The sequence below is a fragment of the Pseudomonas sp. GV085 genome, from assembly GCF_003050925.1.
In the GTDB taxonomy this organism is placed as follows: domain Bacteria; phylum Pseudomonadota; class Gammaproteobacteria; order Pseudomonadales; family Pseudomonadaceae; genus Aquipseudomonas.
Genome location: NZ_QAOV01000001.1, coordinates 279712 through 295090 on the forward strand (window position 1 = coordinate 279712; position 15379 = coordinate 295090).

The following is a 15379-nucleotide window of genomic DNA, read 5'->3' on the forward strand; positions in this document are numbered from 1 at the left end:
ATCCATTGTTGCGGCTACGTCTAGCCCGTTCCAATGAGGCCATTCCCGGGCCTGCGAATCCATCATAAACACAGCGCACGCCCGGCGTCTCAAACGAACAAAAAGGGCAAAGACATGGCGACGTGCGGCGAAGTATTGGTCAAGTTACTCGAAAACTACGGGGTCGAGCAGGTGTTCGGCATTCCGGGGGTGCATACCGTGGAGCTGTATCGCGGGCTGGCCCGTTCGCGCATCAACCACGTCACGCCGCGCCATGAACAGGGCGCTGGCTTCATGGCCGACGGCTACGCCCGCACCAGCGGCAAACCGGGTGTGTGCTTCATCATCACCGGCCCGGGCATGACCAACATCACCACCGCCATGGGCCAGGCCTACGCCGATTCGATCCCGATGCTGGTGATCTCCAGCGTGCAATCGCGCAGCCAGTTGGGTGGCGGTCGCGGCAAGCTGCATGAGCTGCCGAACCAGGGCGCACTGTGTGCCGGTGTCGCGGCGTTCTCCCACACCCTGATGTCGGCGGCGGAGTTGCCGGGTGTGTTGGCTCGCGCCTTTGCACTGTTCCAGGCCGGGCGTCCGCGTCCGGTGCACATCGAAATTCCATTGGACGTATTGGTCGAAGAAGCCGATGACCTGCTCAGCAGCCTGCCGGTCAATATCGACCGCGCCGGTGCTTCGCCGAGCGCCGTGTCACGCATGACCGATTTGCTGGCCGACGCCAAGCGTCCACTGATTCTCGCCGGTGGCGGGGCCATCGACGCGGCGTCCGAGCTGACTGAACTGGCCGAGCGGCTGGACGCGCCGGTCGCCCTGACCATCAATGCCAAGGGCATGCTCGCCTCCGGCCACCCGTTGCTGATCGGCTCGACCCAGAGCCTGGTCGCTACCCGTGCGCTGGTCGCCGAGGCCGATGTGGTCCTGGCCATTGGCACCGAGCTGGCCGAGACCGACTACGATGTGACCTTCGCCGGTGGCTTTGAAATCCCCGGCAAGTTGCTGCGCGTCGACATCGACCCGGACCAGACCGTGCGCAACTACCCGCCGCACGTGGCATTGGTGGCCGACTCGCGCAACGCCGCCCAGGCTTTGCTCAGCGCCCTGTCGCACAAATCCCTGGCCGAGCGCCGCAACGATTGGGGCCAGGTGCGCGCCGCTCGTCTGCGTGAAGACCTGGCCGCGACCTGGGACGCACCGACCCTGGCCCAGACCCATTTCCTCGAAACCGTTCTGCATGAATTGCCGAACGCGGTATTCGTCGGCGACTCGACGCAACCGGTGTACACCGGCAACCTGACGTTCAACCCGGAGCGCCCGCGCCGCTGGTTTAACTCGTCCACCGGCTACGGCACCCTCGGCTACGCCTTGCCGGCGGCGATTGGCGCCTGGCTGGGTGGCCGCGTTGAAGGTGGCGCGCGTCCTCCGGTGGTGTGCCTGATCGGCGACGGTGGCCTGCAATTCACCCTGCCGGAACTGGCCAGCGCCGTTGAAGCGCGCACCCCGGTGATCGTGCTGCTGTGGAATAACCAGGGCTACGAAGAGATCAAGAAATACATGGTCAACCGTGACATCGAACCGGTCGGCGTGGACATCTACACCCCGGACTTCATCGGTGTGGCCAAGGCATTGGGTTGTGCGGCCGAAGCGGTCAGCAGTGTCGAGCAACTGCGTGGCGCATTGCGTATGGCCACCGATCGCCAGGGCCCGACCCTGATTGAAATCGACCAGGCCGAGTGGATGCAGGCGGTGTCGAAATGATGTTCCCTACAACGCTGGATGGCCTGTACATCTACGGCCAATGGTCGGCCGGCAACGAACACCTGCGCGTGATCAACCCGGCGACCGAAGCCCTGTTGACCACCGTCAATGGCGGCGACGAACGCGCGGTTGATCAAGCCGTGAGCGCGGCGACCCAGGCGTTCGCCGACTGGTCAAAAACCACGGGCGCCGAACGCGGTGCGATCCTGCGCAAAATCGCCGCCGGCGTGCAGGCCAACCGTGAAAAGCTGATGCACTTGCAGTCGAGCAACAACGGCAAGCCACAGTTCGAAGCGGCTATCGACGTTGATGACGTGATCGCCACGTTCGAGTATTACGCCGGTTTGGCCGAAGGGCTGGACGCGAAACAGGACAGCGCCATTGAGCTGCCGACCGACGATTTCAGCGCGCGTTTGCGCCGCGAGCCGTGCGGTGTAGTCGGCTTGATCGTGCCGTGGAACTTCCCGATGGTCACCACTGCGTGGAAGCTCGCCCCGGCCCTGGCCGCCGGTTGCTGCGTGGTGCTCAAGCCTTCGGAAGTGACGCCGCTGCCGGAGCTGGAACTGGCGGCAATCGTCGCCCAGGCCGGTGTGCCGGCGGGTGTGTTCAACCTGGTGTGCGGCACCGGCCTGGCCGTTGGTGCTCCGCTGTCGGCGGACCCACGCATCGCCAAGGTGTCCTTCACCGGCAGCAACGCAGTCGGCGTGCAGGTCATGCAACGGGCGGCGGAAACCGTCAAAGGCGTGAGCCTGGAACTGGGCGGCAAATCTTCGCTGCTGGTGCTGGCCGATGCCGATCTCGACCTGGCGGTGGAAGTGGCTTGCAGCGGTGGTTTCTTCAACGCCGGGCAGATGTGCTCCGCCACCAGCCGCGTGCTGGTCGCCGATGAACTGGCCGATGAGTTCCTGACCCGCGTTAAGGCTCGTGCCGAAGCGATTCGCGTAGCCGACCCGTTCGACCCGAACGTGGAAATGGGCGCACTGGTCAATCAGGCGCAATACCAGCGCGTGCTCGGTCACATCGATCGCGGTTTGAGTGCCGGCGCCAAGCTGGTTTGCGGTGGCAATCGCCCGGCCGACCTGCCACGCGGATATTTTTTGCAGCCGACGGTTTTCACCGAAGTGCCCCAGGGCAGTGCGCTGTGGAATGAAGAAATTTTCGGCCCGGTGATCTGCGTGCGCAGTTTCGCCTCGGAAGCCGAAGCGATTGCACTGGCCAACGACAGCCAGTTTGGCCTGGTCGCCAGTGTGGTCACGCGCAATGCACAGACCGCTGACCGCGTCGCCAACGCCTTGCAGGCGGGGCTTGTGTGGATCAACGCGCCACAGGTGATCTTCCCGCAGACCGCCTGGGGCGGCTACAAGCAGAGCAGCATCGGCCGTGAATTGGGGCCGTGGGGCTTGCAGGCTTTCCAGGAAATCAAACACGTGATCCGGGCCGTCTGACGCCTGTCACTGTGTAGGAGCGAGCTTGCTCGCGATGGACGTCAACGATGACGTGGGGCGCCTGAATTTACGCGGCGCCCTTGCACCTTTCGCGAGCAAGCTCGCTCCTACAGGAGGCATGCGCTGGCGTCATGGCTTCAATGAGTTTTTATCGATAGTCAGGTGTTTTACACGACCTCAGGATGAACCCGCTGGCTCAGCCAAGCCCCCGAAAATACGGGGGATAACGCTGGTCCGGTCGCGTGGATGCAACAGTTTCGACCTGCCTTATACCTACAAAAACAAAGGGAGTCCGTAATGGGCGAGCATGATCTGAACAGACGTCAATTCATCAAGACCGTGGGCGTAGCCTCGGTTGCAGCGGCAGCCATGAGCATGCCGTTCATCAAGGCCAATGCCAGCGACACACGTTTTGCCGGCAAGACCCTGCGTTTGCTGACCTGGTCCGATGACACCGGCCTGGCTGCGCTGCGCAACATCGCCGCGACCTTCGAAGACAAGTACGGCTGCAAGGTCATCGCTGACCGCACCGGCAGTACCTCGGAAATGGTCGCCAAGCTCAAGGCCGGTGGTGATCGTCCGCAATACGACGTCATCACCCTGGCAGGCGTCGGCGCCGAAGGTCTGGCCGCTGCCAACCTGCTGGAAAAACCCGACCTCAACCGCATTCCCAACCTCGTCGATGTACCGGAGAAGTACCGCACCGGCGCCAATGGCCACGGTATCGGTTACCTGCTGTGGTGCAACAGCCTGGTCTACAGCACCCGCACCCAGAAACAAGCGCCGGACAGCTACGCTTCCCTGTGGGACGCCGACCTGGCACCGAACATCTTCCTGCCGCCGCCGAACTGGACCGAGGCCATGGACCTGATCATCATCGCCGCCAAACTGGCCGGTGGTGACGAACACAACATTGAACCTGGCTTCAAGAAGCTCGCCGAGCTGAAAGATCGTGTGGTGACCCTGGGCGAAAACCCGAACCAGATCGCCGAACTGTTCCGTACCGGTTCCCTGGACATGGGCGGTCTGTACGCCCCCGCGTTCTTCCCGAAACAGATCCGCGATCCGAACTACGGCCTGGGCGCCACATTTGGCATGAAGGAAGGTTTCTACACCGACCTGATGCTGTCGGTGATGCCGAAGAATCGTCCGGGCGATACCGACATGGCCTACGCCTTCATCAACCATTCTCTGGACCCGCTGGTGCAGGGCAAGATGGCTGAAGACATCTACAACGGCCCGGTCAACGCCAAGGCGATCATCTCCGCCGAAGCACGCAAGAGCCCGTACATCCTCACGCCGGAGCAGATTGCCGAGAAGGCGATCATGCACGACAACGCCTTCCTGGCGACTGTGCATGACCAATGGATTCGTCGTTACACGGAAATCTTTTCTTCCTGATCTGAATGGCGCGGAGGTTCTTCGAGCCTCATCGCGGCACGGGTGTGACGGCTGACCGGATCCCCCCTGTAGGAGCTGCCGAAGGCTGCGATCTTTTGATCTTGATATTGATCTTCATCTGCTCCAGAAAAGATCAAGATCAAAAGATCGCGGCCTTCGGCAGCTCCTACGGGATCGAGTTAATACCCACACTCTTGCGCCAATGATCTTCCATTGACGAGACCCTTTGCTATGGAACACCAACCTCTGACTCATCCGGTGAGTGCCGCCCCCGTGCGCGCTGTTCGGGGTGTTTCGCCAACGACGCGCGCCTGGTTTTTTCTCTCGCCGTCGATGCTGTTTCTTGGCGTACTGATTGCCGCAAGCCTCTTGGTACTGCGCATGAGCGTGGGCACCAAAGGCGCGGAATGGTCCGGGTTCAGCCTGGCCAGTTACGCCCAGTTGCTGGAACCCTATTACCTCAAGTCGCTGATGCTGACCTTGCGCCTGGCGCTGATCAGCGCGGTGATCGCCGTGATCCTGGCGATCCCGGTGGCCTACACCATGTCGCGCCTGAGCTCGCCGTTCGTGCGCCGGATCTTCCTGGCGGCAGTGTTGCTGCCCTTGCTGGTCAACCTGTTGCTGCAAAGCTACGGCTGGCTGGTGATCCTCGGTCCCGGTGGCATGCTCAACCAGACCCTGATGGGCCTGGGCCTGATCAAGCGCCCGATCATGCTGTTGTACAACCAGAACGGCGTGTTGATGGGCCTGGTGCAAACCGCCTTCCCGCTGGCCGTGTTGCCGATTGCCAGCGCCATGCGCGGCGTCGCTCGCAGTTACGAAGAAGCCGCCGCGACCCTCGGCGCCAGTCGCTTCCAAGTGTTTCGCCAGGTGGTATTGCCGATGAGTCTGCCGGGGATCATTACCGGTGCGACCCTGGTGTTCGCCTACAACGCCAGCAGTTTCGTGGTGCCGTTGCTGCTCGGTGGCCGGCGTGTGCCGATGCTGGCGGTGATGGTGCATGACCAGATCGCCCCGCTGATGAACTGGCCCGCCGCATCCGCTGCCGGTGTGGTGCTGATCGTCACCACCCTCGCGATCATGACCCTGTCCGAATACATCACTGGCCGTCGTCGCCGCATGCTGGAGGCTTCGCAATGAGTACCCTGATCAAGAAGCGCCAGTCGCTGTTGCCCGGCGAGACCGGCAAGTTTGCCGGCATCCTCTCGGGCTTCATCCTGCTGTTGGCGGTGTTGCCGATCCTGACCATGATCGTCATGTCCTTCAGCGGCGCGTCGAACCTCGACTTCCCGCCGAGCAGCTACAGCCTGCAATGGTACAAGGCCGCCTGGCACACCTTCGTGTCGCCGGACGCCAGTGACGTGCTGAGCCTGGGCAAAGCCATGAGCACCAGCCTGATGGTGGCGTGCCTGACCATGATTTTCGCCACGATCATTGCGGTGCCGGCGGCCTACGCGCTGACCCGTTGCGAGTTCCGCGGCAAGGCCGTGGCGCTGCAACTGATGTCGTTGCCACTGGTGTTCCCGATGGTGGTATTGGGGCTGGCGTTGCTGCTGGTGTTCGACAGCCTGCCGTTCCAGATGACCACCTCGCGCCTGGTGATTGCCCACGTGATCCTCGCCTTGCCGTTCGTGGTGAAGAACTGCACGGCGGCGATGCTCTCCATCGGCAGTGAAGTCGAAGAGGCTGCGCAAATGCTCGGTGCTTCACCGCTGCGGGCGATTGTCGATGTGGTGGTGCCGTTGATGAAGTCGGGGATCCTGGCAGGCATGCTGCTGGCGTTCATCGTCTCGTTCAACGAGTTCACCGTGACCTACTTCCTCTACACCATCGATGTGATGACCGTGCCGATCTGGATGTACAGCCGCACCGTGTCTTCGCTCGACCCAACCGTATTTTCGTTTGCCGTGCTGATCGTGTTGATCGACTTTGTCCTCATTTGGGCGCTCGAAAAACTGGTTGGTGAAGGTGGCGTTTCGTTCTGATTTCTTGAGGTGATTCACATGTCTGGTCTGATTCTGGAAAACGTCGAGAAACACTACGGCTCGGCCTGCGCGGTAACGGATGTGAACCTGCATTTGCCCGAGGGCAAACTGGTGTGTTTCCTCGGCCCTTCGGGCTGCGGCAAAACCACCTTGCTGCGCATGATTGCCGGCCTTGAAACCCTGACCGGCGGCGAGATCCGCCTGGACGGTGAAGACATCGGCAACACCCCGGCGCACCTGCGCAATTTCGGCATGGTGTTCCAGTCCCTGGCGTTGTTCCCGCACATGACGGTGGGGGAGAACATCGCCTATCCGCTGAAACTGCGCGGGGTCAGCAAGGCTGACCAGCAGGCGCGGGTGGTGGAGTTGCTGGAACTGATCCAGTTGCAGCAGATGATCAATCGTCCGGTGGCCAAGCTGTCCGGCGGGCAACGCCAGCGCGTGGCGATTGCCCGGGCAATTGCTTCGCACCCGAAAATCCTCCTGCTCGACGAGCCGCTGTCGGCGCTGGACGCCAAACTGCGCGAGTCGATGCAGGTGGAAATCCGTCAGCTGCAACAACGCCTGAACATCACCACCATCATGGTGACCCACGACCAGCGCGAGGCCATGACCATGGCCGATATCGTGGTCGTATTGGGTGAGCACAAGGTGCAGCAGGTGGGCACGCCGATTGAAATCTACCGCCACCCGGCCAACGAGTTCGTCGCGGACTTCATCGGCTCGGGCAACATCTTCCCGGCCACGGTGCTGGGCAACGGCAAGGTCAGCTTGCCAGGCGGCGATGCGCTGCAAGTGCCGATCTGCAGCAGCATTGTGGTCGGTGAAAAAGTGAAGATGCTGATTCGCCCGGAAGACCTGCAACTGTCGGCTCCGCAGGCGACCGCGGGCAACCGTCTACTGGGCAAGGTGACCTTCGTGCGGGATATCGGTGCGACCATCGAGACCACGGTGGAGTGTTCCGGGGTGTCGTTTACCGCGCTGAGCACGCCGTGCCAGGGCTTTGGCCTGAGCGTTGGGCATCCGGTGTCGGTGACCTTGCCGGTGGAGGCTTGTCGGGTACTGGGGGCCTGATCCAGGATTTATATTGCCTGAACTGGCCCTATCGCGAGCAGGCTCGCTCCTACATGGGGGTTGTGTACACCGGCCCATTGTAGGAGTGAGCCTGCTCGCGATGGGGCCGGCACAACCAACACAAATTCTGGATCAAACCGATAAGCGCAACCGCGCCAGATCCCGCAACGGCGGCGCCCCGAACAACCGGCTGTACTCCCGGCTGAACTGCGACGGGCTTTCATACCCGACCCGATACCCCGCCGCCGAAGCTTCCAGCCCTTCGGCCAGCATCAACCGCCGTGCTTCCTGCAGGCGCAACTGCTTCTGGTACTGCAACGGACTCATCGCCGTCATCGCCTTGAAGCGGTGATGCAGCGTCGACACGCTCAGGTTCACTTCCTTGGCCAGATCGTCGATACGCAACGGCTGTTCAAAGTTGCCGTTGAGCCATTTGATCGCCTGGCTGATGCGATGGCTCTGACTGTTGGCGATGGCGATTTCGTACAGCCGATGTCCCTGCTTGCTGCGCAACAATCGGTAGAGTATTTCTCGACGAATCAGCGGCGCCAGCATGGCGATGTCTTTTGGCGTGTCCAGCAACCGCGCCAGGCGCAGCACCGCGTCGAGCATCGCGCTGTCGAGTTTTTCGACATACAGCCCGCGCCCGGTCGGCCGGGAGGGCACTCCGAGGGGGCCGGCGTCGGCGATCAATGCAGTGATTTCCGTGGGTTCGATGTCCAGGCGCAAGGCCAGGATCGGTTCCTCGGGCGAGACATCCACCACCCGTCCACTGAGCGGCATCGAGACCGAGACCACCAGGTAGTTCAACGGGTCGTAGTTGAAGTACTCGTTGGCCAGCTGAACTTCCTTGCGCCCCTGGGCCATGATGCACAGCGCCGGTTGCGCGAGCACCGGGGCGAACTCGTGGGACTGGCTGTGGCGGGACATGAACAGTGAGCCAATGGCGGTCGCATAACTGCCATCTTCGGCGGTGTTACGGCGAATGATCGCCGCCAGTTCCGCGCGCTGGTGCTCCAAGTCTGGGTTCAGCGGCGCTTCAGAGTGATCGAGCGACGACATGCAAGGCATCCTCGGCAAGGCATGAGTAATGGGCAGAGCATAAGTTTGTGCAAGCCGCAGCGGTAGACACATCCTGCCCGATGCTTGCCTGATTCTGCTCGGGGTTGGTTTCGTTCCCAAGCACGGCCAACGCACAGGCGCGCTTCAACTAACGCCGATAACCCCGTAGGAGCTGCCGAAGGCTGCGATCTTTTGACCTTCACTTTCAAAATCAAAAGATCGCAGCCTTCGGCAGCTCCTACACAAAGCTCGTATGGCAGAACCGTGACAGGGTTTTACTGCTTGTTACAGGCTGGCGATGCAGTTTCGCAGGATTGTGCAACGCGCCGGCAGGAATCGACTAACGAGACAGGCGTCGCGGCCCTTAACCTTTGATCCTGTCGCAGCCCGTCCCCCGGGCTGCCACGCGACTCCCCGGGAGGGTTGAACATGTCCAAGCAGATCCCTGTCAGTCATATGGCCTTCGTTCGAGCGCGCACCGGGCGCTCGGCGGAACTCGGTGTACGCCTCAGCGCCCTGATCGAACCGTCCCGCGCAGCGCCTGGCTGCCTGAGCTTTGCCTTGCAGCATTCGCAGTGCGATCCGCAGCTTTGGCTGGTCTCCGGTTTCTGGAGCAATCAACAGGCCATGACTGCGTACTTCAGCACGCCGGCGATGGAGATTTTTGCCGAGCTGGTGCAGGAGCTGGTGGTCAACAGCCTGGATTTCCACACCTTCAAGGATGTCTCGGCGGCGCAGGCCCTCGATCAGTCCGCAGTGGCGGTACACAAACTGGCCGGTTGAGGGTTTAATGATGGCATTCTCAACCAGCCAGGATGTCGCGACATGGCACGTAAAGCCTTTGATCACTTCGAAGCTGTTTCCGCTGTAGTACCGGGCGAGGGTGGTTACCACGCCGCTATCGCCGTCAAAGCCCTGGGTGGTGCCGGCGCTCCGCGTTTTCACAAAGTGCTGGAAGGCCAGATCTTCAAGACCGCTCACGAGGCCGATGATGCGGCCGCCAAGGAACTGACCCACCTCAAGGACGTCAAGGAAAACACCGACCTGCTCTGGTGATTCTCATCGCCCCGGGCGGTACATCTTGAACAACGCCTCGGGCCCCAGCTGGAAATAATCCGCTGGCCCGCCGCCGCGCAGAATCGGTTCTGCCGCGGCGGTGTCGTATATCCCATCCTTCAACAGCCATTTGGCGATATGCACGGCGACCACTTCGCCGAGGATCAGCCAGCTGGGCACCACATTGCCGTCCGCCCGTTGCAACTGGATGATCTGCGTGACCTTGCACTCGAAGGACACCGGGCTCTCGGCCACCCGCGGCACCTGAATGACCTTCGAGGCAACGGTCGTCAGCCCGGCCAGTTCGAATTCGTTGACTTCAGGCCCGACCATGGCGCAGCTCTGGTTCATCTGCTCGGCCAGCGGCCGCGTGGCCAGGTTCCAGGCGAACTCGCCGGTCTGTTCGATGTTGTTCAGGCTGTCTTTGCGCCCGATACTGGAAAACCCGATGATCGGCGGAATGTAGTTGAAGGCGTTGAAGAAGCTGTAGGGCGCGAGGTTCAAGTGGCCCTCGGCATTCTGTGAAGAGATCCAGCCGATGGGGCGCGGGCCGACGATGGCATTGAACGGATCGTGGGGCAGGCCGTGGCCGTTGGCGGGTTCGTAGAAGTGGATGTCGTCGGGCATGGAGTAATTCCAGGGCGTAGTTCGGGTGGCGTTCATAGTGCAAGGATGAACCGCTGAATTCCAGTCGACTCTACCCTCTGTGGGAGCGAGCTTGCTCGCGATGGTGTATCAGATAAGTTGGTGTCGACTGACACTCCATCGCGAGCAGGCTCGCTCCCACAAGGGGTTATGTTGATTCAATAAAAAAGGGGCAGACCCCGGTGAGATCTGCCCCTTTTCCTTGAGGCTTGATTTAGTCCGTGACAATCCGTGAATGCTTGCGGGTGTCTTTCATGGTGACGTACACCAGCAACGACACGGCAATACACGCGGTCACGTACCAGTAGTAACCCGTCTCCATGCCGATGCTCTTGAACCACAGCGCGATGTATTCGGCGGTGCCACCGAAGATCGAAACGGTCAGTGCGTACGGCAGGCCCACGCCCAGTGCGCGGATTTCGGTCGGGAACAGTTCGGCCTTCACCACCGCATTGATCGAGGTGTAGCCACTGACGATGATCAGCGCCGCCATGATCAGGAAGAACGCGCCCCACCAGGTCTGGATGGTGTGCAGGGTGGTGAGGATCGGCACGGTGAACAGGGTGCCCAGGATGCCGAAGGCAATCAGGATCGGCCGGCGACCGATTTTATCCGAAAGCCCGCCGATCACCGGTTGCAGGCACATGAACAGGAACAGTGTGGCGGCGGAAATGGTGGTGGAGTCGGAAATGCTCATGCCGACGGTGTTCACCAGGTATTTCTGCATGTACGTGGTGTAGGTGTAGAACGCCAGGGTACCGCCCATGGTCAGGCCGACCACGGTCATCAGTTCCTTGGGGTGACGCATCAAGGTGCGCATCGCGCTTTCCTTGGCTTTTTCTTTCTTGGTGAAGGACTCGGTTTCTTCCATGCCACGACGCAGATAGAGCGCAACCACGGCACACAGCGCGCCGATGGCGAACGGGATGCGCCAGCCCCAGGCGTACAGCTCTTCGGTAGTCAGGAAGTTCTGCAGGACAATCAGCACTGCCAAAGCGATGAGCTGGCCAGAGATCAGGGTCACGTACTGGAAGCTGGAGTAGAAGCCACGACGTTCCTTGGTCGCCATCTCGCTGAGGTAGGTGGCGGAGGTGCCGTATTCGCCACCCACCGACAGGCCTTGCAGCAAGCGCGCGAACACCAGCAGGATCGGCGCACCGATGCCGATGACTTCGTAACTCGGGCTCAGGGCGATCAGCAGCGAGCCGAAGCACATCAGGTACACCGAAGCCATCAGGGCCTTTTTGCGCCCGACCTTGTCGGCATACAGCCCCATCAGCCAGCCACCGATCGGACGCATCAGGAAGCCCACGGCGAAAATCGCGGCGGTGTTGAGCAGTTGGGCGGTGGTGTCGCCTTTGGGGAAGAAGGTCTTGGCGAAGTACAGGGAGAAGGCGGCGTAGACGTACCAGTCGTACCACTCGACCATGTTGCCGACGGAACCGCTGAAAATCGATTTGATGCGACTGGCGGTGGTTCTTTCCTTGGCCGGTGCGGCAGCCGACCCAAGCGGCAGGGAGTTGGAGTTATCCATTGAAGGATCCTTCATTTAATTGTTTTTGTGGAGCGCGAATAAACGCAGCCTGCAAGGGCTATAGCAGGAGCTGTGCCAAGGGGGAGAGGGGCGGTTTAGAGGGGTGGTGGTGTTTCGGTGAGCGGAAATCCGCTTGTCTGTAGTTGGTGGTGAGCGGAAAATTGCTCAAGTGTTGCTGTGGTTGTACCGGCCTCATCGCGAGCAGGCTCACTCCTACAATGGATCGGCGTACATCAAACCACTGTAGGAGTGAGCCTGCTCGCGATGAGGCCAGAGCAGACGCCACAAAAATCAGGCCTCGGGCAAAAACATCTCCCGGCTCAACCCATGCCGCTGCATCTTTTCATTGAAGGTCCGGCGCGGCAGTTGCAGTTCTTCGAGCACCGCTTTCACATCGCCCTTGTGCCGGGTCAGCGCGGCACGCAGGCATTGCGCTTCGAACGCTTCCTGCTGCGCTGCCAGTGACTGGCCGGGCTCGATGCCCAAGGGCTCCGGCTCACCCAACCCCAATACCTGACGCTCGGCGACGTTCGCCAGTTCGCGCACATTGCCCGGCCAGTCGTGGCTCAGCAGGTGACTCAACTGTGCGCCGCTCAACGGTGGAAATTTACGTCCCAGCCGTTCGGCGGCGTTTTGGGCAAAGGATTCGAACAGCAGCGGAATGTCTTCCCGGCGTTCGCGCAAGGGCGGCAGGCGTAGTTCTGCGACGTTCAAACGATAGGCCAGGTCTTCGCGAAAACGTCCGGCCCGCGCTTCGTCGAGCAGGTCCGGTTTGGTCGCGGCGATGATGCGCAGATCCACGCGGATGCTCTGGTTCGAACCCAGTCGTTCAAGCTTTTGCTCTTGCAACACCCGCAGCAATTTCACTTGTTGGGCCAGGGGCATGCTTTCGATTTCATCGAGAAACAGCGTGCCGCCGTCGGCGTACTCCAGTTTGCCGATGCGCTTGCCGGACGCCCCGGTGAACGCGCCGCTCTCGTGACCGAACAGCTCGGCCTCGAACAATTGCTCGGGGATGGCCGCGCAGTTGAGTGCGACAAAGGGTTTGTCGGCCCGTGGTCCGAAGTCGTGCAGGCAGCGGGCGACCAGTTCCTTGCCGCTGCCGGTTTCACCGCGGATCAATACGTTGACCGGCAGCGCCGCCAGATCGAGAACCTGCCGACGCAGGTTTTGCAGGCCACGGGACACGCCTAGCAGCGTGGCATCCAGTTTGGCGCGGTTGTCCGCCTGTTCGTGCAGCGCGCGGTTTTCCAGCACCAGCCGACGCTTGTCGAGGGCGCGGCGCAGGCTGCCGAGCAGGGTTTGCGGGCTGAAGGGTTTCTCCAGGAAATCGTAGGCACCGTCGCGCATGGCCTCGACGGCCATCGGTACATCACCGTGGCCTGTCAGCAGGATCACCGGCAAATCGGCATCCCGGCGTTGTACTTCGGCCAGCAGTTCCAGGCCGGTCATGCCGGGCATGCGCACGTCGCTGAGAATCACCCCGGCAAAATGCCTGGGCAATTGCGCCAGGCATTCATCGGCGCGGCTGAACAGCTGCACCTCGAAACCCGACAGGCTCAACCATTGCTCGACGGCACTGCGGATGCTGCTTTCGTCGTCGACCACGATCACTGAGTTCAGCATGCTTCATGCACCTCCAGGTCGATGGGCAAGGTCAGGGTAAACACGGCGCCTTTGTCATGATTGCCGGCACTCAAGCGCCCGCCGGATTCATGAACGATGGCAAAGGACACGGCCAGCCCGATTCCCAGGCCTTCGCCCACCGGTTTGGTGGTGAAGAACGGATCGAAGACCTTGGACAGGTTCTCTTCGGCGATACCGCCACCATTGTCGATCACGCTCAGGCGCCACAATTGCTCGTCGGCTTCGAGGCGGATTTCCAGGCGTTTGCAGGGTTTGTCCTGCATCGCATCGAGGGCGTTGCGCAGCAGGTTGATCAGCACCTGTTCCAGGCGAATCGCATCGCCACGCACCCAGGCCGGGCGGGTCAGGTGCAGCACAGTGCTGACCTGTTCGTCGCGCAACCTTGTGTCGAGCAGTTGCAGCGACTGGTCCACCACCGCCGCAAGGTCCAGGCGTTCGCGCAAACCGCTGGGGCTTTTGCGGGCGAAGGTTTTCAGGTGGCCGGTGAGGGCGGCCATGCGCGTGAGCATCTCATCCACCGGTTTGAGTGCCTTGTAGGCGTCGTCGACGCGGCCGTGGTCGAGCAGCAGGCGCAAGGTTGCCAACTGCATGCGCTGGGCGGTGAGCGGCTGGTTGATTTCGTGGGCCAGGGCGGCAGACATCTGCCCCAGTGCCGCGAGTTTTGCCGATTGCACAAGGCCTTCCTGGGCGGTGCGCAGGTCGCGGGTGCGTTCTTCTACCAGTCGTTCGAGTTCTTCGCGACTGCGCTGGCGCATTTTCGCCAGGCGCCAGCGCTGGTTGAGAAACAGCAACAGGAACACCAGGGTCAGCCACAACCCGGCCGCGGCAAGCGCGGCGTTGCGGCTGTCTTCGAAGGCGACCTGCGGGCGCCGCAGCAGGTGCAGGGTCCAGCCCTCGGTGCTCAGCGGCAGGGATTCCCACAAGTAATCCGCCTTGCCGTCCGGGCCGTCGACCCGGGTCAGGTCACTGTTGTCGTCGAAGCGCCGCAACGATTGAAACTCGAGCGGCGTCAGCGGCTGTTTGTCGTATTGGCGGGTAGTCTTGAGTTCGGCATGATCGCTGTCGCTCAGCGGCTTGAGCAGGCGATAGCGCCAGCCCGGCTGGTTGGCGATGAAGATGATCCCGCGTGCGTCGCTGACCAGCAGCGTGTCGCTGCCCTGACGCCACTCCCGCTCCAGTTCGGGAAACTCCAGTTTCACCACCATGGCGCCGAGGAACTGGCCGCCATCATCGCTGACCGCGCTGGAGAGGAAGTAGCCGGGAATCCCGCTGGTCACGCCCACGGCATAAAAGCGCCCGGTGCCTTGGGTGCGGGTCTGGTTGAAATAGGGACGGAAACCGTAGTTGTGACCGACATAACTACTGGGCAAACGCCAGTTGCTCGCCGCGATGGCGAGGCCGCTGCGGTCGAGCAATTCCAGGGTCGAGGATTCGGCGGCGCCATTGATCTTTTCCAGTTTGCGGTTCAACGCATCCTGCTGCTCTGGGCTCACCGCCCCCTTGAGCGCCGAGCGCAGTTCCGGGTCCAGCGCCAGCACGGCGGGCAGGGCGCGGTAACGTTCGATCAGGGTATGCAGGGACGTGGCGTACAGCGCCAATTGCTGATTGGCACGGGCCGCGTCTTCGACCATTGACTGGCGTACGGCGTGGCGCACGGCCAGGGTCGCGGCGATGGCGGCGCCGGCGATGATCAACAGGGTGTAGAGCGCCAGGCGTAGGGTTCGGGATGTCGGCAGCATGCAATGAACAACAGGTGAAAATGGGGGAAAGCACCATAG

Annotated in this window: 13 protein-coding genes; 8 read left to right on the forward strand and 5 right to left on the reverse strand. The window is 61.7% G+C overall.

From position 1 onward, the window contains the following. Positions 1 to 114: 114 nt before the first annotated feature. The 6 genes from C8K63_RS01325 (at position 115) to C8K63_RS01360 (ending at position 7657) form a co-directional block, all read left to right on the forward strand. Complete coding sequence (locus C8K63_RS01325) at positions 115 to 1752, forward strand: 5-guanidino-2-oxopentanoate decarboxylase (protein ID WP_108215044.1); 1638 nt, start codon at positions 115 to 117, stop codon at positions 1750 to 1752. Next, complete coding sequence (locus C8K63_RS01330; RefSeq protein ID WP_108215045.1) at positions 1749 to 3197, forward strand: aldehyde dehydrogenase family protein; 1449 nt, start codon at positions 1749 to 1751, stop codon at positions 3195 to 3197. The genes C8K63_RS01325 and C8K63_RS01330 overlap by 4 nt, the downstream gene beginning before the upstream one ends. A 297-nt stretch (positions 3198 to 3494) precedes the next feature. Continuing rightward, complete coding sequence (locus C8K63_RS01340; RefSeq protein ID WP_108215047.1) at positions 3495 to 4598, forward strand: extracellular solute-binding protein; 1104 nt, start codon at positions 3495 to 3497, stop codon at positions 4596 to 4598. Positions 4599 to 4829: 231 nt separating this feature from the next. Next, positions 4830 to 5738, forward strand: a complete 909-nt coding sequence (locus tag C8K63_RS01350) for an ABC transporter permease (protein ID WP_108215049.1) — start codon at positions 4830 to 4832, stop codon at positions 5736 to 5738. Further along, positions 5735 to 6583 (forward strand): ABC transporter permease, encoded by an 849-nt coding sequence (locus C8K63_RS01355; RefSeq protein WP_108215050.1) that lies wholly within the window; start codon positions 5735 to 5737, stop codon positions 6581 to 6583. The genes C8K63_RS01350 and C8K63_RS01355 overlap by 4 nt, the downstream gene beginning before the upstream one ends. An 18-nt stretch (positions 6584 to 6601) precedes the next feature. Beyond that, positions 6602 to 7657 (forward strand): ABC transporter ATP-binding protein, encoded by a 1056-nt coding sequence (locus C8K63_RS01360; protein WP_108215051.1) that lies wholly within the window; start codon positions 6602 to 6604, stop codon positions 7655 to 7657. A gap of 132 nt (positions 7658 to 7789) precedes the next feature. Here the strand turns inward: C8K63_RS01360 and C8K63_RS01370 are convergent, their stop codons facing one another. Continuing rightward, on the reverse strand, positions 7790 to 8719 hold the full coding sequence (locus tag C8K63_RS01370) for an AraC family transcriptional regulator (RefSeq protein WP_108215053.1): 930 nt from the start codon (positions 8717 to 8719) through the stop codon (positions 7790 to 7792). A gap of 429 nt (positions 8720 to 9148) precedes the next feature. Here C8K63_RS01370 and C8K63_RS01375 point away from each other — a divergent pair, with 429 nt between their 5' ends. Next, positions 9149 to 9502 carry a putative quinol monooxygenase gene (locus tag C8K63_RS01375; RefSeq protein WP_108215054.1) on the forward strand — a complete coding sequence of 118 codons (354 nt, stop codon included), beginning with the start codon at positions 9149 to 9151 and terminating at the stop codon, positions 9500 to 9502. A 42-nt stretch (positions 9503 to 9544) separates the two neighbouring features. Then, a complete protein-coding gene (locus C8K63_RS01380) occupies positions 9545 to 9775 on the forward strand; it encodes a hypothetical protein (protein WP_108215055.1) in 231 nt (76 codons plus the stop codon). A gap of 3 nt (positions 9776 to 9778) precedes the next feature. On the opposite strand, the gene C8K63_RS01385 is transcribed toward C8K63_RS01380, so the two are convergent. The 4 genes from C8K63_RS01385 to C8K63_RS01405 form a co-directional block, all read right to left on the reverse strand. Further along, positions 9779 to 10402: a flavin reductase family protein gene (locus C8K63_RS01385; protein WP_108215056.1), complete on the reverse strand. Its 624-nt coding sequence runs from the start codon at positions 10400 to 10402 to the stop codon at positions 9779 to 9781. 232 nt (positions 10403 to 10634) lie between these two features. Then, a complete protein-coding gene (locus C8K63_RS01390; protein WP_108215057.1) occupies positions 10635 to 11954 on the reverse strand; it encodes an MFS transporter in 1320 nt (439 codons plus the stop codon). A 291-nt stretch (positions 11955 to 12245) separates the two neighbouring features. Then, the gene (locus C8K63_RS01400) at positions 12246 to 13580 is read right to left on the reverse strand and encodes a sigma-54 dependent transcriptional regulator (RefSeq protein ID WP_108215059.1); all 1335 of its coding nucleotides are present in this window, start codon (positions 13578 to 13580) and stop codon (positions 12246 to 12248) included. Further along, positions 13574 to 15340, reverse strand: a complete 1767-nt coding sequence (locus C8K63_RS01405; protein WP_108215060.1) for an ATP-binding protein — start codon at positions 15338 to 15340, stop codon at positions 13574 to 13576. Before C8K63_RS01405 ends, C8K63_RS01400 begins: the two co-directional genes overlap by 7 nt. Between the last annotated feature and the right edge of the window lie 39 nt (positions 15341 to 15379).